A 17,966-nucleotide genomic window follows, 5' to 3' on the forward strand; every position below is an offset into this window, starting at 1 on the left:
AATTCGCAGCCAAAGTCCCGGTTTGCCTTCCCCCCGTCAAGACAGGCGCCAAAGCGGCTCGCCTGGGTTAATGTCCCCTCATGCCGATTCGTCCCGACCCCGCAGCAAACGCAGGCGCCCCCTTCACGGCCTGCGAGTTCTTCGCGGGCGGCGGACTAGCGGGATTGGGACTGACAGGCTTCCGCACCATCCTGGCCAATGACATCGACGCGGCCAAGGCCCGCGCCTTTCGCGCCAACCATCCCGAGACCTCGCTTATCCACGCCGACGTCTGGGCGGTGACGCCGGATCAGGTTCCAGGCGCGCCTGACCTGTGCTGGGCCTCGTCGCCGTGTCAGGACGTCAGCCTGGCGGGCGCGCGCGGCGGGCTGAAGGCGCAACGCTCGGGCGCCTTCTGGGGCTTCTGGAAGCTGATGCAGCGGCTGGACGCCGAGGGCCGCGCCCCGCCCGTCATCGTGCTGGAAAACGTCGTCGGCCTGCTGACCTCGGGCGATGGCCAGGATTTCGCCGCTGTCTGCGGGGCCATGGCCGAGGCCGGCTATACGGTCGGCGCCCTGGAGATCGACGCAGAGCTGTGGCTGCCGCAGTCGCGCCCGCGCCTGTTCATCGTCGCCATGCGGGGCGTCGAGGGGCCGCGCCTGCCCGCCCCGGTCCAGCCCTTCCATTCCTCACGCCTGATCGCCGCTTGGGAGCGCCTACCCGAAGCGGCGAAGGCCAACTGGGCCTGGTGGCGGCTGGCCGTTCCGCCGTGCCGCAACCTCGATCTGGCGGCCGTGCTGGAGACTGACGCCCCCTGTTTCGACGCGGCCCAGACGCAGACCCTGTTGGCCATGCTGTCGCCGCTGCACCGGGCGCGGCTGGAAACGATCCGGGCCTCGGGTGAGCGGCGCGTGGGCGCGGCCTTCCGCCGGGTGCGGACCAAGGACGGGAAAAAGCTGCAACGGCTGGAGATGCGCTTCGACGGTCTGGCCGGATGCCTGCGCACGCCGTCGGGCGGTTCGTCGCGCCAGTATGTCGTCATCGTCGAGAGCGGCCGCGTCGCTATGCGCCGTCTGACCGGGCGCGAGGCCGCGCGGCTGATGGGGGTGGCCAACGCCTATCGCCTGCCCGCCAGCGAAAGCGCGGCGCTGAAGCTGATGGGCGACGCCGTGGCCGTGCCGGTGGTGGACGCCCTGGCGCGCGGCCTGTTCCTGCCCGCCCTCTCCGGCCAGGCGGAAGCCGCCGCCTGAAGCCTTAATAGTAGAGGTCGTCGTCCTTGCGGTCCTCGGCGCTCTCGATGCCGGGGTCGAAGCTATTGTCGACCTGATCGTCCCAGCCGTCGCGATCAGAGCGGAAGGCCAGGGCCATCAGCCCCCAGGCCAGGCCGACCGTGCCCAGCACGCCCAGCCCCATGGCGATCCAGCCGTGCAGGCTCATCTCGCCCCCGCCGATCAGACGCCAATAGGCCGCCAGCCCAAGCGTGCTGACGGCCGATATGGCGACGGCGAGAACCAGCGACCGCAGAAGCCGGACAAGTCGCCCGCTCCTGAAGGTCGCCTTCATGGCTCAGCTCAGCGCTGGACCCACTGGCCCTGGGCGTTCTTGTACCACTGGCCCGAGCTGATGCGCGGCAGCAGCTGGGTCTCGAACATCCGGGCGCCGGCCACTTCGGCCGAGGTGCCGGCGTCGGCGGCGCTGCGGGCGTAGGCCTGGCGGCGGCCGGCGTTGGTCGCGCTGATGGCGGCCTGGGTGTCGGCGTTCACCGAGGTGCGCACGCCGACGTAGCCGTCAGCCTGCTCGCCCGCCGCGCCGGCGGCCTTGGCCTGATCGACCAGGGCCTTCTGCGAGGCGGTCTGAGCCACGGCGGCGCCGGCGGCGACGCCCAGAGCAGCGACAGCGGCCACGGCCACGAAGAGTTTGCGGTAAGTCATGTCAAAGCCCCCTTTCACATTCAGAACAGGTTGGGGTTTTCGCGGAGCAGGTTCTGCAGTTCCTGGTCCAGCTTGATGCGGATGTCGGCGTCGAGCTTGGCATAGATCTGCAGCGGCTCGCTGAACTTGATGTTCACCGTAGGCGCGCATGCGGCCAGGCTGACGGCGCCGAGGCCGAGCATGGCGACGATCTGACGCTTGCTGATCATGAGGCCGGTCTCCGAAGGCGGCGTTGGAAGTCACCGCCATTAAACGCAGCGGCGTGTGAATGGGTTCTGAACAAAGCGCGGCTGTGACTCAAGGCGTTTCATCCGTCGTCAGCACGGGCGTCTCCCCGCGACGCGCATATTCCAGCAGATCCGAGATGATCTGGTTGGCGTTCCAGGTCGTGTCCAGCGTCAAGTCGATCGGCGTATCCGACGGCAGGTTCAGCTTCTTGGTCATGAAGTCGCGGCGGATCAGTTCCATGAAGGTCAGGCGAAGCTGCTCGCGCTCGGGCGGATCGTGGCGGCCGTTGATGCGGAACCGGACGCCCAGGCGCCCCTGATCCAAGCTGTTGACCTCGGCGGTCAGGTCGCTGATCGCCAGATCCTGCATGGCCTGATAGGCCAGATCCTGCATGGCGTTGGGCGGCACGCCCGCCTCGCCCCCGCCGCCGGCGGCCAGGTCGTCGAACACCTGGGGCTGGATCGACAGACGGCCGGGCCGCACCCCGTTCAGCACCCCGCCGACAATGCGCCAGCCGTCCTTGGGATCATAGGTGAAGGGCAGCCGCCCCGACACCACGGCGTCGAACTCGGCCTTGTCCTGAAGATTGGCGCTCTTCAGCAATTCGTTCAGCTGCACGCCCTCCACCACGACCACCCCGCCCCAGCCTTCGCCCGACGTCAGCGGCAGGGACAGGGGCTCGACGCTGATGCGCCCGCCCGCCGCCTGGATCTGGCCGCCGCCGATGGTCAGGGCCTTTTCGTCCAGGCCGAAGGACAGCTGAAGATCGGTCAGCGGCGTCACCGTCTGCACCCGATCGGCGGTCAGTTTCTGGTTCGGGGCGGTGATCAGCGGCGTCAGGCTGGTGAATTCCACCCGCCCCTTCAGCCCCTGGACCTTGCCCGCCGGGCTGGTGAAATCCAGCTCCGGCACGGTCAGGACGCCCGAACTGGTCGCGCCCTCGGCCGCCCAGTCGAACCGCCCCTCGAACCCGGCCGAGCCTTCGACCGGCGACTTCACATAGTCGGCCACGAGCGGGCTGAGGTCGTCCGGCTGAAGCCCATGTTCGGTGAAGGCCAGGCTGGGCGCCGAGATCACCGCCCCGCCCGCTTCAGCCTGAACGTCGTGGCGCACCTCGACGCGACCGATGGCGTGGTCCAGTCGGCTGAGATCAAATCCGGCGCTCCAGACGTCGCCCGCAAGCCGCGCCTCGCCCTTGGCCTGAAGCGGCAGGAAGCGGACCGGATCGGCCGTATCCGCGACCTGAGCCTTGCTGACGCCCACCCGCATCGACAGCCCCTTGGCCGCGCCGTCGACGACCAGATCGCCCTCGGCGCCGGAGATTCCGATCTCGAAGACGGGCGCCGTCGCCGCCACATCGGCCAGACGCGCCTGAGCGCGCCAGGCGCCGTTCCGGGCGGCGAACAGGGGCGCCGACGTCGGACACACGCGGCCGGACACGGCCTCGACCGAGTTCTCGCCCAGGTCGAGCTTGTCCAGCGTCACCGGAATGCAATCACTCGCCGTATAGGTCAGGCTCCCGCCCGCCGAGGCCAGTTCGCCCTGGGTGCTGAAGGCGATCCCGCGCGCCGGGCCGAAGTCCAGGGCCGCCTGCCCCTTCAGCTTCGCCGCGAAGCCGCCCGGCGTCAGCCGCCATTCAACGCCGTCAAAGCGCGCCTCGGGCAGGCCGCCGCCGCGCGTGGACGCCACGCTGAAGGCCCCGCGCGTCGCTCCGTCCGCCGTCAGGGACAGAACCGGCCCCGTCGCCGCCGACAGTCTCAGCTCGCCGCCGTTGGCCGGGCGGGCGGTGATCGGCCGCAGCAGGGTCAGCTCGACCCCGGCGTTGTCGCTGACCAGCCGCACCTGGGGCGCATCCAGGGCGAAGGCGCCCAGCGCCCCCTTCAACTCGGCCAGTTCCGGAAGATCGTCGGCCAGCGGCGCGCCCAGCACCGGCGCCGAAACCCGATCGGCCCCCAGCGCGCCGGTCGCGCTGATCCGCGTGATGGAGTCCCGCACCAGATCGAAGTCCAGGCGGCCGCGCGCGCCGCTCAGGGCCACATCGCCGGTCGCCAGCCGCTGCGCGCTCAGGGTCGCCGGACCCCGCACCTCGAAGGCGCCGCCCTTACCGCCCGCCTCGATCGCGCTTGAGGCGACGACCGCCTGGGTCAGGCGAGCCTCGCCGAACCGGCCCGACGCCGCCGTCAGCCGCATGGGCGAGGCCGCGCGCCACTTCACGTCCTGACCTTCCGTTCCTCCCGACGTCGACAGGGTCACGCGGTTGAGGTCCAGCGCCGCCTGGCGAACCTCCACCCCCTCGCCCTGAAGCCGGTCCGCCGTCGCCGCCGTCTTGGCCTCGCCCTTGAGGCTATAGGCGTTGAGCCAGCCTTCGACCGCCCCGGCGAATTCCATCGTCGCCGCCGCCTGACGCGCCGTCGTCCCGGCGCCGGCCAGTTCATCCGCCGTCAACCGCGCGGTCAGGCCGACCCGGCCGTCGCCGCGCCGGGTCTTCATGTCCGGGTAGGGCAGATCGCCGCTGAGGCTCAAGGCCGCCCCCTGCCCGCCGACGCCCGCCACGGCGAAGCGCTCGGCCTGGGCGTCCAGCTTCACCGCCGTACGGTCGCCCACGGTCGTCACCTCGATGACGCCGGCCAGGCCGCGCGCCTCGGTCTCGCCGCTCTTGAGCGAGGCGGCGGGCATCCGCCCCGACAGCCGCATCAGCTTGCCGTCGTCGATCCGCGCGTCCGCCAGCAGGCGCAGCGGGCCGTATTCGGTGTCGAGCCGCGCCTGGCCGCCTTCGACGATGACCAGGGGCGCGCGGGAATCCGGCTTGGGCGGCTTGCCCGTGAACTCCTCGACCAAGGGATCGAGGCTGCCCAGCGACAGCTCGCCGTTCTTCCACGCCGCGCGCACGATCGGGCGGACCAGACGGACGCGGCTGGGCGTCACCCCCAGCCCGGCCTTCGACCACGGCAGGCCCACGGCGTAGTCGACCTCGACCCGCTCGACCTTGAAGTCGGGGTTCTTGGGGTCGCCGATGGAGACCTTGCCGACGAAGCCGTTGAGCTCCAGCCGTTCGACCTCGACGTCGGCGTCGATGCCCTTGCGGTCCAGCCAGCCGACCAGCAGTTCGCGCGCCGCCGCCCGCCGGTTCAGATACAATGTCGCCGCCAGGATCAGCAGAACCATCAGCGCCACGCCCGCCCCCTTCAGAAGGGCGATCGAAGCTGTGCGTTTGCGTGTCTGCGCGCACGGCGGGGAAGGATCGGCGTCTTCGGTCAAGGTCGCGGAACGATCTTCGTTTAGTGGTTGAGGGCGACAACGCCACAAAATGCGCCACGATGACAGTCGTTGCAGCACGACAACTATACCGTGTCCATGTCGCCACTACAGGACCACCAGACCTTAAAAATGGCGAAGATTCACATCCGCACCAAAACGAACGCTGAAATACTGCGCCGATCCCCCGCCAAGTTAACTGAATGTAACGTACCCGCTTCCCAATATGGGTCAGGCGGGCTATACGGCTCGCTTCACTGTCGGTCAGGAATGTCCGGCGTGAATCTAATTTCGACTGGTCTGGCGCTTTAAGCGTCGTCGATATGCCGGGGACCCATGGCTCAGTTCGATCCTCGCCGCCAGCCCGTTCGGCTTGCGCCGCACCTGCTGACGACTTGCGCCGCCGTGGGCATCGCCCTGCTGGCCGGTCGTGGATATGAACAGGTGAAGGCCGAGGAAGTTCCGGTCCTGACCGCGGAACAGATCGAATCGCTTGAAGCGCAGGCCTACGCCGCCGCCGCCGCGCCGGCCGGCATGACCGCTCCGGAAGCCATTCCCGTCCAGATTCGTCGCGGCGAAACCTTCGAACAGGCCGTGCGACGCACCGGCGTCGGCGCCGATGAAGCCCGCGCTGTCGCCGACACCGTCGCCAGCGCCTTCGATCTCAAGGATTTGCGCGCGGGTCTCCGCTTCGAGACCGCCGTGTCCAAGCCGCGCGGCGGCCTGGGCGACGCCCGCCTGATCGGCCTGACCATGCGCACCGGCCCGGCCAGCCAGCTGACCGTGTCGCGCAGCTTCGACGGCGCCCTGCGCCTGCGCTCGCTGGACGAGAAGGTCACAGAGGAAACCGTCGTCGCCAACGACAAGGTGCAGCGCTCCCTGTCGGCCAGCGCTCGCGAACTGGGCGCCACCTCGGCCGTGGTGCGCCGCGCCAGCCAGCTGTTCGCCCACAAGTTCGACATGCAGCGCGACGTGCGCGCCTCGGACGAGTTCACCCTGGTCTTCGACCGCATGGTCACGGAATCGGGCCGGACGGTGGAAACCGGCGAACTGCTCTACGCCGAGCTGAAGGGCCACGCCTTCTACCGCTTCCAGCCCGCCGGCTCGAAGACGGCCCAGTATTTCGACGCCACGGGCAAGAATACGCGCACCGCCATGATGCGCACCCCGCTGCAGAACTTCCGCCGCGTCAGCTCGAACTTCGGCGTCCGCACCCACCCCATCTCGGGCTACCGCAAGATGCACCAGGGGATGGACTTCGCCGCCGCCACCGGCACGCCGGTCGTGGCGCCGTCCGACGGCGTGGTGGTCGAGGCCCGTCGCTGGGGCGGTTACGGCAACTGGCTGCGCATCCGCCACGCCAATGGGCTGGAAAGCGGCTACGGCCACCTGTCGCGCTTCGCCTCGGGCATGCGCGCCGGTCAGCGCGTGACCCAGGGCCAGGTGGTGGCCTACGTCGGTTCGACCGGCGCCTCCACCGGCCCGCACCTGCACTATGAAATCTGGCGCAACGGCCAGCGGATCAATCCGGCCGGCATCAAGACCCAGGAAGGCACCGTCCTGGCGGGCGCCGATCTGGCCGCCTTCCGCGCCGAAAAGGCCCGCATCGACCGCGTCATCGCCGCCGGCGGCCAACGTCGTCCGGCCGCGGTGCAGCAAGCCGCCACCGGCCTGCGCCCGACCGAAGGCTGACGTCGAGCGGGGCCGAAGTCGCCGCCCCGCCCCCGCTTCAACCGACCAGTTGCGGCGTCCCGCCCTGGTTGGGGCAGCGCACGCCGTGCACCCATACGTCGGCTTCGCCCACCCCCACGCCCAACAGTTGCAGCAGCGGCTGAACCACCGCATCCAGCGCCGGCCCCAGCGGCGTCAGCACCACGCCCAGCGGCTGGGTGACGATGTGCAGCGGCAACCCCAGGGCCGTCAGTTCCAAATCGCGAAGCAGACTGACCATCAAGCCGTTGATGAAACCGCTCGACTGCGCCGTCTTGGGCTCGCTCGAACCGATATCCGAGCCGGTGAAGCCGAGCTCGCTCCAGGTCATGTCCGCAACCTGGATGTCGGCCTTACCCTCAACCTTGATCAGCAGGACGGAGACCAGAGCGGCCGGCGATACCGTCAACTCGGACTTGAAATCGTGCAGGCGCCTTTCGTTGATCTGCCCTAGCCGCACCCGCGCCACGCCCGGTTTCGCCTCCACCAGAACACGCGGCGAGGCCCCGCAATGGATGGACTTCAACCGCGCCTCCGACCCGGCGACTTCGACCAGGATCGGCGCTTTCACCTGGGCCAGCGCACCTACCAGAGGAACACGGTCTAGCGCCGTCGCCTTCAGGTAAAGCCGCGTCTGCACCGTGCGAATGATCGGTTCGCCCTTGCCGGTGATCGTCAGCCAGGACGAACGGTTCGGGCGCTCGCCGATCGCCAGCATGACGTCCAGATCCGCCAGCCCGGCCCGAGCGCCGACGTCCAGGGCCAACTGACGCTCCTGGTTCGCCGTCTGCAGCGTCGCCATCAGCAGATCCAAGGCCGACACCTGCGCGTTCAAGCGCTCGCGCAGGCCGTGACGCGCCTCGGCTTCCACCCCGATCAGATCACCCAGCTTCAGGCGTGCATCGGCGGGCGCGCCGACCAGCTTGCCCAACACGCCTTTCGCGTCAGAGCCCGCGACTCTTTCAAGCACCCGCAGGACACGGCGCGTCTCCATCTCATGCTTCAACAGGGCGTCATAGTCGCCGGCGGTCACGCCCAGGTCCACGGCCAGAGCGTCCGAAAACTGCAGCAGGCTGACCTGGGCGTCGGCCAGATTGCGATAGTCCATCGCGGTCAGGGACACGCTTGCACCCAACAGCGCCGACAGCAGAGCGTTGGCCAGGCCCCCGTCCAGCGACGCCAGGCGCGATCCGATCGAGAACATGGCCGTAGGCGCCCCGCCCGGCCGCGCCGCCGTCGCCTGCTTGGTGACGCTGACTGTCTCCCGGCCCAGGATCCACCGACCGAAAAACAACGGCGCGGGCGCTGTCGCCACGACCCGCGCCGCATTGACGTCAGGCCCGCCGGCAACGAATCGTTCTGACGGCTGCAAGGCCGGATCAGGCGTATATACTCCCGTTTCCACCTGAACGCCTGACAGATCAGCGATGTTGGCGCGCGCCGTCGTCTCGGCGGCCATCTCGGCGTCGTTCAGAGCGCCGGCGGCGGCGAGGGCCGACAGATCGGCCGCGCCCTGAAGCTCGCGCCCCTTGAGAACGACCACCCCGACATCGACCGCCAGGGCCGCGCTGACGCAGATCAGGCCGCCGAACACCGCGGACATGATCGTCACCCCGCCGCGCCGATCCCGACGCAGGCGCGCGGGCAGGCTTCGTTCCATCAGTCGTCTCAGCATATCACGCCTCGCTGATCTGAATGACGGCGGTGCGGCGGATGACCCTGGGCGGCGGCACGGTCAGCGGCGCCAGCGCCATCAACGGATGCCGTCCAGCGTCATAGGCCACTACGACGCGGAAGAAGCGACCATCCGCATCGATCTCGACCGTTGCGTCGCCGCTCCTCAGCCCCAGATCGCGCAGATGATCGGCGACCACGTCGCGGGCCAGCCCTTCCCGTTCGGCCGCATCCAGTCCGGCGACGGCGGCCCTCGCGCCTTCAGACACTGCCGCCTGTACGGAGTGCGCCATCCACAGCCAGCCGCCATAGACGATCATGCCTATAACCAGCAGCAGGAAAAACGGGCCGACGATGGCGAACTCTATGGCGGCCGCGCCGCGCCGTTCGCGCCGCACGCCCCGCCCTCCAGAACCACACGCCTTCTGCATCGTTGGGCTCCTGATTGAGCCGACAGGATGCTTCAATTCAACTTAAGAGAGAATGTAGGCGCTCAATACCACAGGCCAGGATTGAAATTGACGTCACAAAGTCGCGTCACGCAGCGGAGCGTACGCGCGCCACTCCCACCGACCCAAGACAATGATCAGCGACATCAGCAGGAGTACGCAGTTCACGGACGCCAGGAGGATGTCGCCGTTGGGCGCCGGCTTCAGCGCGTCCTGGAACTCTGCAATCAAGCGCGCGCCAAGGAGCTTCACTTCCATGACTTGAGAGGGACGGCGGCAACGAGATTCTATCGCGCAGAGCTAACGCCTCGCGAAATCGCGGATGTCATGGGCTGGTGCGAGGTCCGCGTGGAGCGACTTATCGACCGGTACGTGAAGCGCGACGAACCCATCCAGCACATCGACCAAGCCGAACGGAGGAAGAAAGCGCAAAACCGGCGACAAAACTCGCCTGTAAAAGACCAGCTAAGTGTTGGAGCGGGTAGCGAGAATCGAACTCGCGACATTCAGCTTGGGAAGCTGACGTTCTACCTCTGAACTATACCCGCGTCGCCGAAGCGAGCGGCGAAGATATAGGGCGCGGGCCAAAAGAAAAGGCCCGGCGAACCGGGCCTTTGGATTTTTTGACAGAGACCGCGATGGGTCAGTCGCGCACTTCCTCGACCGTGACGCCGCGCTTGGCCAGCATGGCCTGGACGCTGTCGGCCCCCGCCAGGTGGCCGGCGCCGACCGAGATGAAGGCCGTGCCCGAGCCTTCCAGCATAGCCACGATCTGATTGGTCCAGTCCGTGTTGCGACGCGTCAGCATGACCTCGTACATCTCGGGCGATTCCGCCTTCATCTCCTGGCCGATCAGGGCGTCCAGGCCATCCACGTCGCCGGTCGACCAGGCGCCGACCATGCGGCCCAGGAACTCCGGCGCCTGATCGAACTCCTTCAGACCCGAACGCAGCATGGCCAGTTGCGCCTCTTCCGACATGTCGGCGATGAAGCCGATCTGCTGGGGCATGGTCTCGAAGCCCTTGATCGGCTTGCCGGTCGCGGCGGCGCGGGCGTGCAGCACCTGGTCCCCGCCGTTCTGCGGCAGGTAGCCGGCCTTGGTGATGCTGGCCATGGCCAGTTGCAGGGCCGCGAACCACGGACGCAGCGGATCCAACTGGGCCGCCGTCGCGCCGATCGAGCGGGCGGCGGCGTCGAGGTCAGCCTGTTCCTCTGCGGTCAGCAGGCTGGACAGGGGACGGTCGGGCGACACGCCCTTGGACTGGATGATCGGCACGGCGCCGGCCGCGTCGTTCAGATCGGCGATCTCGAACCAGTATTCGTCGGCGCCGGCGAAGGCGCGGTCCAGCTTGGCGCTGCCCCACGGCGTCTCGGGCTTCAGCACATGGACGGTGCCGAACAGATAGAGGGTGGAATCCGCATCCTTGACCACCCACAGGCGCGGGCCGGACCCGGCCGGGGCGGCGGTCACGGCCGCCGGATCGGCGGCGGCGGGCGCGGCCTGGGCGAAAGCCGGCGTCGTCGGCGCCAGCAGGACGGCGGTCAGGGCGGCGGCGGAGACGGAGGCGGCGGCGCGGCTCCAGAGTCGGCGGATCATGGTCAGGCTCCTAAGAGTCGCAAAAAAGAAACAGCCGTCAGCCTTCTTCGTCGATGAAGATGGATTCGATCGGCATCTGGAACAGCCGGGCGATCTTGAACGCCAGCGGCAGGGAGGGGTCGTAGCGTCCGGTCTCGAGCGCGTTCACCGTCTGACGCGACACGCCCAGTTCGTCGGCCAGGTGCGCCTGGCTCCAGTCGCGCTCGGCGCGCAGCACCTTGAGGCGGTTCTTCATGCGCGTCTCTCCTTGCCGGGACGCGACAGGTTGAAACGCGCCACCTGGGCCATCGCCTCGCCGAACAGGAAACCGCCCGCAGGCAGGGTCGCCAACATGACAGGGCTGACTCCATCGCCCATCAGGCTCGAGATGACGAACAGGGTCGAGCCGTAGGCCAGGGCCCACCAGCCGCCCTGAGCCTGCGCCATCAAGGCCAAACGCTCTTCCAGCTCATCGATCGCCGCCTGTCGGCGAAGGACGGCGATCCAGACGAAGACAGGCAGAACCACGGCGGCGGCGGCCAGCGCCTTCAAAGGCAGCGCGTCGCCGCCCTTGGACAGGTAGGCGCCGCCCCAGGCGGCGCCGGCGAGCCAGACGACGCCCGCCGCCATCTTCAGCAGGAACAACACACCGGTTCGGGCCAAGGGCCTGTCGCCCAGGAAAGCGCTGTCGCTCACGGCATTCTCCTCAACGACGGCCCAGCCACCACCAGACCCAGGCCAGGCCGTAGCCGATGAGCTGGAAGCCCAAGATCATGATCATGCCGGCGGCGACCAGATCAGCGGGCGTCTCGCCCAGGCTGGCGGGAAGAACGATGTCGCCCGGGCGCGTGGTCAGCATCAGCATGAGGACGAGACCCACCAACATCCCCGTGCTGCCGCCCCAGTACCAGGCCCATTTGTGCGCCTCGCGCGCAGCCTCGTCGAGACGGCTCCACCACCAGTAGGACACGCCCAGGACGGCGGCCATCGTGACGGCGGTGAAGGCGACAGTCGTCCAGAACGCCACCGTACCGGGTTGGTCGGCCAGGAAGCCGCTGCCGAGTCCGCCGAAGAAGCCGATCAGCACCACCAGGCCGAACATGGCCGCGACGCCTTTCAGGCCGAGAGGTTTCATCGATTTCATAGGCTCGCCGCGCGTAAACTGATTTGACAAGCAAGTTTTACAGCCCGGCCGCAGGGCGTCAAGCATGTTTGTCACACGCAGTCGTCACTCCGGGGCGTTCAGCAACTCCGGGCGGCTGAGGACGCGAGGCGATTGTTCGACGGCGTTCAGTTCGGGCAGCTCCTTGCCCTCGTGATCGACCTTCAGATCCTCGAAACGGCGGGCCGAGACCATGACCTGGCTTTCCAGCGAGCCGACGAACTGGTTGTAGCGGGAAACCGCCGCGTCCAGCGCCTTGCCGACCGAAGCGGCGTGGCCGCCCATGACCGACAGCCGCTTGTAGAGCTCCTTGCCCAGCTTGGCGACGTCTTCGGCGTTTCGGGCCTGCTCCTCGGCGCGCCAGCCGTAGGCGACGGCCTTGCACAGGGCGAACAGGGTGGTGGGCGTGACGATGACCACGCGCGAGGCCATGGCCGTGGTCATCAGGTCCGGCTCGTGATCCAGCGCGGCGGCCAGGAAGGCGTCGCCGGGCACGAACATGGCGACGAAGTCGGGGCTGGGCTTGAACTGGTCCTGATAGGCCTTGGACGACAGCTGGCGCACGTGGGTCTTCATGCTGGCGGCGGTGCGCAGGGACATGGCGCGGGCCTGGGCCTCCTCGTCGCCGTCCGCCTCGTCAGGGAAGGCCAGGGACACCTTGGCGTCGATGACGAACATGCCGCCGCCGGGCAGTTTGACGATGAAGTCGGGGCGCTGCTGGCGGCCCTCCTCGGTCGCCGAAGAGTTCTGCTCCTCGAAGTCGAAGCGGCCGGCCATGCCCGCCGCCTCCAGCACATTGCGGCAGGTCTGCTCGCCCCAGCGGCCGCGACGTCCGGTGTTCCCCTTCAGCGCCTCGGTCAGGCGGCGCGCCTCGTCGCGGGTGGCGGTGGAGGCGGCCATCAGCAGATTGAGCTGCTCCTTCAGCCCGCCTGTCTCATCGGCGCGCGCCTTTTCCAGCGCCGTGACGTGCTGCTGAAACTTGGCCAGGGTTTCGGACACCGGCTTGAGCTGGGCCTCCATCCGCTCGCGCGCGACGCGATCCTGGACCTGAAAGGTTTCGGTGGCGCGGGCGACCAGCTTGGTCGCCACCGCCTCGGCCGACTGCGACGCCTGGGCCTTGAGGAACTCGGCCATGGAATCGCGGCTCTCCTCCATCAGCTCCAGCCGGGCGTCGGCGGCGTCCAGCGCGCCCTTCGTCTTCTGCCAGCCCATGAAGGCCCACAGGAAACCGCCGCCCGCCATGAGCGCGACGATCAGCAGGATGAGCTCAAGCGTGTTCATGCTCCGTTCCTAGCGGGAGTCGGAGCCCGTTGGAAGTTACCCTCTCCCATCGGGAGAGGGAAATTTCAGGCCGGGCGTCGCGCGCGCAGGGCCTGAATGATGGTGCCGTCGTCCAGCCAGTCCAGCTCGCCGCCGACGGGCACGCCGCGGGCCAGAGACGTGACCTGCACGCCCGCCGCCGACAGGCGCTCGGCCAGGTAGTGGGCCGTGGTCTGGCCGTCGACGGTGGCGGGCAGGGCCAGGACGACCTCCCTCGCCTCCCCGCCTTTCGCGCGGCCGATCAGTTCGGCGATGCGCAGCTGCTCCGGGCCGACGCCGTCCAGCGCCGACAGCAGGCCGCCCAGCACGTGATACTTGCCGCGAAAGGCGCCCGACCGCTCCATGGCCCACAGGGCGCCCGCCTCTTCGACCACGCAGATCAGGGTGTTGTCGCGCGCCTGATCCGAACAGACCGAGCAGGGATCGCGCGTATCGGGCGAGCCGCAGACCGAGCAGTTGACGACCTTGTCCGCCGTCTCGGCCAGCGAGGCGGCCAGCGGGACCAGCAGTTGCTCGCGCCGCTTCAACAGGGCGAGCGCCGCGCGCCGGGCCGAGCGCGGACCCATGCCCGGCAGCTTGGCCAGCAGGCTGATGAGCCGTTCGATTTCCGGCCCGGCGGAGGCGGCCATCAGAAGAGTTTCGGCATTCCGGGGATGTTCATCCCGGCCATCGGCCCGGCGGCGTCGCGCATCAAGGCGTTGTTGATCTCGTCCAGCTTGCGCTTGGCGTCGGCGTGGGCGGCGACGATCAGGTCGGCCAGGATCTCGCCCTCGCCGGGGGCCATCAGGCTGTCGTCGATCTTCACCGAGGTGATCTCGCCAGGGCCTTTCAGTGCGATGGTGACAAGGCCGCCGCCCGAGGTGCCCTCGGCGGTGGATTCGGCCATTTTCGCCTGGGCGTCCTGCAGCTTCTGCTGCATCGCCTGGGCCTGTTGCATCAGGGCGTTGAGGTCTTTCATAGCCCCTAGATAGGGCGAAGCGCCGCGCGGCTCCAGACCCCGGCGAAGAAAGCGCGCCGCGCCCGGCGACGTCGCATCCGTCACAACTTATGTGGCCGATCCCCTTGACGGCGCAGCGACGCACGCCTAATTAGCCACACTTGAAGTTACTAATCAATTTCTGGAGAAGCTCTGATGGCCTTTGACGCCTTCCCGACCCGTGATATGCCGGTCTCCGAACCGGTCCTGGCCCAGCTGTTTACCGAGGCGCGCACGCGCAACGGCTGGAGCGATCGCCCCGTGCCCGAGGCCCTGATCCGCAAGCTCTACGACCTGACCAAGTTCGGTCCGACGGCGGTCAACATGACCCCGGCTCGCTTCGTCTTCGTCACCTCGCCCGAGGCCAAGGCCCGGCTGTCGACGCACATGGCCGAAGGCAACCGCGCCAAGACCCTGGCCGCGCCGGTCAATCTGATCATCGCCCAGGACGTCGACTTCCACGAGACCCTGCCCAAGCTGTTCCCGCACGCGCCGGGCGCCCGCGACTGGTTCCCGGAAGAAGCGGGCCGCCGCGAGGCCGCCTTCCGCAACGCCTCGCTGCAGGGCGGCTATCTGACCATCGCCGCGCGCGCCCTGGGTCTGGACGTGGGTCCGATGTCGGGCTTCGACGCGGCGGGGGTGAAGGCCGAGTTCTTCCCCGACAGCAATGTCGAGCCGAACTTCATCATGAACCTGGGCTACGGCACGGACGAGAACCTGTTCCCCCGCTCGCCTCGCCTCGACTTCGAAGAAGCCGCCCAGATTCTGTAAGCGGCATCTCCCTCCTCCCCACTTGGCGGGGAGGTGAGACCTCAGTCGTCGTCGCCCGCCTCGCCGTCGTCGGGGATGGCGGGCATCTCGACGGCCGGGGCCAGGGTGACGATCTCCTTGATCTCGGCGCCGGGGAAGGCCTGCATGATCGACACCACGAAGGGGTCGGCCTCGACCGCCGCGCGACGGGCGGCGCGGGCCTTCTTCTCGACCTCGATCAGGGTCTCGCCGCCGCCCTGTCCGTTGGCGGCGATCAGCCAGGTGCGGCCGGTCCACTCCTTGAGCCGCCCGGCCAGACGTCGCGCCAGATCGTGGGGCGAGCCCTCGGCCGGTTCATAGGTGATGGCGCCGGGACGGAAGCTGACGACGCGGACGTAGCGCTCCACGTCCATCTGCAGGGTGATCTCGCGCTTCTCGCCGATCAGGGCGACCACGGCCTCGAAGCTTTGCGGGTCCGGCAGGGCGGGCGCCTGAACCGGGCGGGTCGCCAACATGGCCGAGGCGCCGCCGCCCCCGCTGCCGGAGCCGCCGCCGCGCGGTCCAGCCCCGCCGCCGGGGACGCCGCCCGACTGGATCGCCTTCAGCGCGTCTTCGGGACTGGGCAGGTCGGCGGCGTAGGCCAAGCGGACGATGGCCATCTCCACGGCATCGGCCGGATTGGGCGCGCGCCGCACCTCGTCCAGCGCCTTCAGCAGCATCTGCCAGGTCCGCGACAGCGTCCCGGCCGAGATGGCCGCGCCCAGGGCCGCCAGCTTCTGCGCCTGATCGCCGGGCAGGCGGGTGGCGTTCGGTCCCAGCATCTTGGCGACCGAGGCCGCGTGGCAATGCTCCAGCAGGTCGTTGGCCACCTGCACCGGATCGGCGCCGTAGCCATAGAGCGTGCGGAAGGTCGTCAGCGCTTCGGCCGTCTTGCCCGCCATCGTCTGTTCGAACAGGGCGATGGTCTGGGTGCGGTCGGCCAGACCCAGCATGTCGCGCACCGTGGCCGTCTCGACCACCGCGCCGCGCTCGGCCTGAACCAGCGCCTGATCCAGCAGCGACAGGCCGTCGCGCACCGACCCTTCGGCCGCGCGCGAGATCAGCGCCAGGGCCTCCTGCTCGATCTTCATGCCTTCGCGCTCGGCGACGCGGCCCAGATGGCCGACCAGAATCTCCGGCTCGACCCGGCGCAGATCGAAGCGCTGGCAGCGGCTCAGGATCGTCACCGGAACCTTGCGGATCTCGGTGGTGGCGAAGATGAATTTGGCGTGGGGCGGCGGCTCCTCCAGCGTCTTCAGCAGGGCGTTGAACGCCTGCGTCGACAGCATGTGGACCTCGTCCAGCACATAGACCTTGTAGCGGGCCTCGACCGGCGCGTAGCGGACGCTTTCCAGGATGTCGCGGATGTCATTGACGCCGGTATGCGACGCGGCGTCCATCTCCATCACGTCCATGTGCTGGCCCGCCATGATGGCGGCGTCGTGCCGCCCGGTGGGGCTCAGGGCCAGGGACGGCTTGTCGATGGTCTCGGTTTCGTTGTTCAGCGCGCGGGCCAGCAGGCGGGCCGTCGTCGTCTTGCCGACGCCCCGCACCCCGGTCAGCATGAAGGCGTGGGCGATGCGACCGGTGGCGAAGGCGTTGGTCAGGGTGCGGACCATCGCCTCCTGGCCGATCAGATCCTCGAACGCGCGCGGCCGGTATTTGCGGGCCAGGACGGTGTAGGCCTCGCTTTCGGTTGGAGTTGCTGCTTCTGGCCCCTCCCTTGAAGCAGCGACACCTCCAAGCGCCTCAGCACTTTGAAGCATTGATGCTTGAACCGCAGCGCGCTGAATCTCAACAGCTGCATGTAAATCCGAGACTGCTTGATCAAAGGCCTCGGTTGGTGTCACGGCAGGCGACGGCGCGCCGAACATGTCGTCGGTGTTGGGGTCGCGCTCCTCGACTTCGGGCGCGTCTTCCTCCCACGGAGGACCATCGAGACTCTGATTGGCGTCGCTCATGGTCCTGTCTTAGCGCGAAGGGGCGCCGTCGCGCACCCCCTCGCGCCGCAGAGAGGTTCAGAGATCGGTGGGCAGTTGGCCGCCGTTGTCGCGGATCTTCTGGATCACCTGCTTGTGCAGCCAGATATTCATGCTCGCCGTGTCCGACTTGTCGCCGGTGTAGCCCAGTTCGTCGGCCAGCTCCTTGCGCTCGGCCAGCGAGGATTCCAGGCCGATCAGCTTCATCAGGTCGACGATGGAGGTGCGCCAGTTCAGCTTCTGCGCGCGCTGCTCGTTCATGAAGTCGAGGATGCCGGCGACATCGACCTCGGCCGCGGGCTGGGGCGCGACGGCGGCTGCGGTGGGCGCGGGCGCCGGGGTCGGTGCCGCCGCTTCGGGCGCGGGGGCTGCGGGCGTCGCCGCCGGGGCCTCCTTCTTCCTGAAGACGCCGCCGAGAATCTTGCCGAGAATGCTCATTCGCCTGCTCCTGATGAGGGGATCGAAGCCCTTTCAGCGAATGAGGCGCGGCCCGGTTCCGTGAAGCTTGCACGACGGGCCTTCCACGCCGCCGTTCGCCCCTCCCTCGCCGTCATCCTCGGGCTTGACCCGAGGATCGGGCCATCTGTCTGCGGGGCATCGGCAAGACAGAGCACGCCGTTTAACTCGATCCTCGGGTCAAGCCCGAGGATGACGGCGGAGATGCGGGTGCGGTGGAGATGTAGGGGACGGCGCGCTCAAGCAGCGAGTGACCGCGTCACGAGCGATAGCGCACAAAAAAAGCGCTCAAGCAGTCGATCACCGCGTGATCGACGATAGCGCACTAAAAAATCAGGAAAGGTGGAGACCGCGACCCGAAGGGGAATTCGTTGTGGCTGCTGCCTTCCGGCCCTGACCAGGTTGGCGAAGCCTTCGCCCGCGATCTCCGAGAGGGGATATGACGGCGGACGGCGCGGGAATCAAGCCCTCCCCTGCACGCG

The 17,966-nt window shown here is 68.4% G+C and carries 19 protein-coding genes, 1 tRNA gene and 1 other RNA gene; 3 read left to right on the plus strand and 18 right to left on the minus strand.

Going from position 1 to position 17,966, the window contains the following annotated elements; all coding sequences use genetic code 11:
• Positions 1 to 80 precede the first annotated feature (80 nt).
• A complete protein-coding gene (locus AC3A3G_RS11105; RefSeq protein WP_487488213.1) occupies positions 81 to 1,229 on the plus strand; it encodes a DNA cytosine methyltransferase in 1,149 nt (382 codons plus the stop codon).
• Positions 1,230 to 1,233: 4 nt separating this feature from the next.
• On the opposite strand, the gene AC3A3G_RS11110 is transcribed toward AC3A3G_RS11105, so the two are convergent.
• The 4 genes from AC3A3G_RS11110 to AC3A3G_RS11125 form a co-directional block, all read right to left on the minus strand.
• Positions 1,234 to 1,542, minus strand: coding sequence for a hypothetical protein (locus AC3A3G_RS11110; protein WP_125900425.1), 309 nt, complete (start codon positions 1,540 to 1,542; stop codon positions 1,234 to 1,236).
• 8 nt (positions 1,543 to 1,550) lie between these two features.
• Entirely contained in the window at positions 1,551 to 1,910 is a 360-nt protein-coding gene (locus AC3A3G_RS11115; protein ID WP_125900424.1) for a YdbL family probable chaperone protein, read from the minus strand.
• A 20-nt stretch (positions 1,911 to 1,930) separates the two neighbouring features.
• Entirely contained in the window at positions 1,931 to 2,119 is a 189-nt protein-coding gene (locus AC3A3G_RS11120; RefSeq protein ID WP_040346241.1) for a YnbE family lipoprotein, read from the minus strand.
• A gap of 88 nt (positions 2,120 to 2,207) precedes the next feature.
• Positions 2,208 to 5,303, minus strand: a complete 3,096-nt coding sequence (locus tag AC3A3G_RS11125; RefSeq protein ID WP_412878726.1) for an intermembrane phospholipid transport protein YdbH family protein — start codon at positions 5,301 to 5,303, stop codon at positions 2,208 to 2,210.
• 426 nt (positions 5,304 to 5,729) lie between these two features.
• Here AC3A3G_RS11125 and AC3A3G_RS11130 point away from each other — a divergent pair, with 426 nt between their 5' ends.
• Entirely contained in the window at positions 5,730 to 7,085 is a 1,356-nt protein-coding gene (locus AC3A3G_RS11130) for a M23 family metallopeptidase (protein WP_200166403.1), read from the plus strand.
• A gap of 37 nt (positions 7,086 to 7,122) precedes the next feature.
• Here the strand turns inward: AC3A3G_RS11130 and AC3A3G_RS11135 are convergent, their stop codons facing one another.
• From AC3A3G_RS11135 to AC3A3G_RS11185, 11 genes are all read right to left on the minus strand, one after another.
• Positions 7,123 to 8,763 carry a TadG family pilus assembly protein gene (locus AC3A3G_RS11135; protein WP_487488214.1) on the minus strand — a complete coding sequence of 547 codons (1,641 nt, stop codon included), beginning with the start codon at positions 8,761 to 8,763 and terminating at the stop codon, positions 7,123 to 7,125.
• A 16-nt stretch (positions 8,764 to 8,779) separates the two neighbouring features.
• Complete coding sequence (locus tag AC3A3G_RS11140; RefSeq protein ID WP_200215553.1) at positions 8,780 to 9,208, minus strand: TadE/TadG family type IV pilus assembly protein; 429 nt, start codon at positions 9,206 to 9,208, stop codon at positions 8,780 to 8,782.
• A gap of 93 nt (positions 9,209 to 9,301) precedes the next feature.
• Positions 9,302 to 9,484: a hypothetical protein gene (locus AC3A3G_RS11145; RefSeq protein WP_234287600.1), complete on the minus strand. Its 183-nt coding sequence runs from the start codon at positions 9,482 to 9,484 to the stop codon at positions 9,302 to 9,304.
• A 215-nt stretch (positions 9,485 to 9,699) separates the two neighbouring features.
• Positions 9,700 to 9,774, minus strand: a tRNA-Gly gene (locus AC3A3G_RS11150).
• A gap of 95 nt (positions 9,775 to 9,869) precedes the next feature.
• The gene (locus tag AC3A3G_RS11155) at positions 9,870 to 10,823 is read right to left on the minus strand and encodes a TraB/GumN family protein (protein WP_234287599.1); all 954 of its coding nucleotides are present in this window, start codon (positions 10,821 to 10,823) and stop codon (positions 9,870 to 9,872) included.
• A gap of 37 nt (positions 10,824 to 10,860) precedes the next feature.
• Entirely contained in the window at positions 10,861 to 11,058 is a 198-nt protein-coding gene (locus tag AC3A3G_RS11160) for a helix-turn-helix transcriptional regulator (RefSeq protein WP_003164157.1), read from the minus strand.
• Positions 11,055 to 11,498, minus strand: coding sequence for a hypothetical protein (locus tag AC3A3G_RS11165; protein ID WP_200166399.1), 444 nt, complete (start codon positions 11,496 to 11,498; stop codon positions 11,055 to 11,057). The genes AC3A3G_RS11160 and AC3A3G_RS11165 overlap by 4 nt, the downstream gene beginning before the upstream one ends.
• A gap of 10 nt (positions 11,499 to 11,508) precedes the next feature.
• A complete protein-coding gene (locus AC3A3G_RS11170; RefSeq protein WP_234287598.1) occupies positions 11,509 to 11,937 on the minus strand; it encodes a hypothetical protein in 429 nt (142 codons plus the stop codon).
• A 93-nt stretch (positions 11,938 to 12,030) separates the two neighbouring features.
• Positions 12,031 to 13,245, minus strand: coding sequence for a DNA recombination protein RmuC (locus AC3A3G_RS11175; protein ID WP_289648098.1), 1,215 nt, complete (start codon positions 13,243 to 13,245; stop codon positions 12,031 to 12,033).
• A 65-nt stretch (positions 13,246 to 13,310) separates the two neighbouring features.
• On the minus strand, positions 13,311 to 13,913 hold the full coding sequence (recR, locus tag AC3A3G_RS11180; RefSeq protein ID WP_289648097.1) for a recombination mediator RecR: 603 nt from the start codon (positions 13,911 to 13,913) through the stop codon (positions 13,311 to 13,313).
• A complete protein-coding gene (locus AC3A3G_RS11185) occupies positions 13,913 to 14,242 on the minus strand; it encodes a YbaB/EbfC family nucleoid-associated protein (protein ID WP_003166260.1) in 330 nt (109 codons plus the stop codon). The genes recR and AC3A3G_RS11185 overlap by 1 nt, the downstream gene beginning before the upstream one ends.
• Positions 14,243 to 14,416: 174 nt before the next feature.
• Between AC3A3G_RS11185 and AC3A3G_RS11190 the strand changes: the two genes are divergently transcribed.
• Entirely contained in the window at positions 14,417 to 15,031 is a 615-nt protein-coding gene (locus tag AC3A3G_RS11190) for a malonic semialdehyde reductase (protein ID WP_125900417.1), read from the plus strand.
• A 41-nt stretch (positions 15,032 to 15,072) separates the two neighbouring features.
• Here the strand turns inward: AC3A3G_RS11190 and AC3A3G_RS11195 are convergent, their stop codons facing one another.
• The 3 genes from AC3A3G_RS11195 to ffs all read right to left on the minus strand — a co-directional run bounded on the left by AC3A3G_RS11195 (position 15,073) and on the right by ffs (position 17,916).
• Positions 15,073 to 17,010 carry a DNA polymerase III subunit gamma/tau gene (locus AC3A3G_RS11195; protein ID WP_487488215.1) on the minus strand — a complete coding sequence of 646 codons (1,938 nt, stop codon included), beginning with the start codon at positions 17,008 to 17,010 and terminating at the stop codon, positions 15,073 to 15,075.
• 57 nt (positions 17,011 to 17,067) lie between these two features.
• Entirely contained in the window at positions 17,068 to 17,466 is a 399-nt protein-coding gene (locus AC3A3G_RS11200) for a DUF3597 domain-containing protein (protein ID WP_368923492.1), read from the minus strand.
• A gap of 356 nt (positions 17,467 to 17,822) precedes the next feature.
• Positions 17,823 to 17,916: signal recognition particle sRNA small type (gene ffs / locus AC3A3G_RS11205), an RNA gene on the minus strand.
• Positions 17,917 to 17,966: the final 50 nt, after the last annotated feature.

Source organism: Brevundimonas sp. Soil_N_31 (assembly GCF_057655995.1).

Bases quoted from the DNA above. Each gene is read 5' to 3' on its own strand.
- AC3A3G_RS11130 (WP_200166403.1), top strand. From the start codon at position 5,730: ATGGCTCAGTTCGATCCTCGCCGCCAGCCCGTTCGGCTTGCGCCGCAC.
- AC3A3G_RS11175 (WP_289648098.1), bottom strand. From the start codon at position 13,245: ATGAACACGCTTGAGCTCATCCTGCTGATCGTCGCGCTCATGGCGGGC.
- AC3A3G_RS11185 (WP_003166260.1), bottom strand. From the start codon at position 14,242: ATGAAAGACCTCAACGCCCTGATGCAACAGGCCCAGGCGATGCAGCAG.
- recR (WP_289648097.1), bottom strand. From the start codon at position 13,913: ATGGCCGCCTCCGCCGGGCCGGAAATCGAACGGCTCATCAGCCTGCTG.
- AC3A3G_RS11190 (WP_125900417.1), top strand. From the start codon at position 14,417: ATGGCCTTTGACGCCTTCCCGACCCGTGATATGCCGGTCTCCGAACCG.
- AC3A3G_RS11125 (WP_412878726.1), bottom strand. From the start codon at position 5,303: ATGGTTCTGCTGATCCTGGCGGCGACATTGTATCTGAACCGGCGGGCG.
- AC3A3G_RS11145 (WP_234287600.1), bottom strand. From the start codon at position 9,484: ATGGAAGTGAAGCTCCTTGGCGCGCGCTTGATTGCAGAGTTCCAGGAC.
- AC3A3G_RS11135 (WP_487488214.1), bottom strand. From the start codon at position 8,763: ATGGAACGAAGCCTGCCCGCGCGCCTGCGTCGGGATCGGCGCGGCGGG.
- AC3A3G_RS11115 (WP_125900424.1), bottom strand. From the start codon at position 1,910: ATGACTTACCGCAAACTCTTCGTGGCCGTGGCCGCTGTCGCTGCTCTG.
- AC3A3G_RS11170 (WP_234287598.1), bottom strand. From the start codon at position 11,937: ATGAAACCTCTCGGCCTGAAAGGCGTCGCGGCCATGTTCGGCCTGGTG.
- AC3A3G_RS11105 (WP_487488213.1), top strand. From the start codon at position 81: ATGCCGATTCGTCCCGACCCCGCAGCAAACGCAGGCGCCCCCTTCACG.
- AC3A3G_RS11195 (WP_487488215.1), bottom strand. From the start codon at position 17,010: ATGAGCGACGCCAATCAGAGTCTCGATGGTCCTCCGTGGGAGGAAGAC.
- AC3A3G_RS11155 (WP_234287599.1), bottom strand. From the start codon at position 10,823: ATGATCCGCCGACTCTGGAGCCGCGCCGCCGCCTCCGTCTCCGCCGCC.
- AC3A3G_RS11140 (WP_200215553.1), bottom strand. From the start codon at position 9,208: ATGCAGAAGGCGTGTGGTTCTGGAGGGCGGGGCGTGCGGCGCGAACGG.
- AC3A3G_RS11120 (WP_040346241.1), bottom strand. From the start codon at position 2,119: ATGATCAGCAAGCGTCAGATCGTCGCCATGCTCGGCCTCGGCGCCGTC.
- AC3A3G_RS11160 (WP_003164157.1), bottom strand. From the start codon at position 11,058: ATGAAGAACCGCCTCAAGGTGCTGCGCGCCGAGCGCGACTGGAGCCAG.
- AC3A3G_RS11110 (WP_125900425.1), bottom strand. From the start codon at position 1,542: ATGAAGGCGACCTTCAGGAGCGGGCGACTTGTCCGGCTTCTGCGGTCG.
- AC3A3G_RS11200 (WP_368923492.1), bottom strand. From the start codon at position 17,466: ATGAGCATTCTCGGCAAGATTCTCGGCGGCGTCTTCAGGAAGAAGGAG.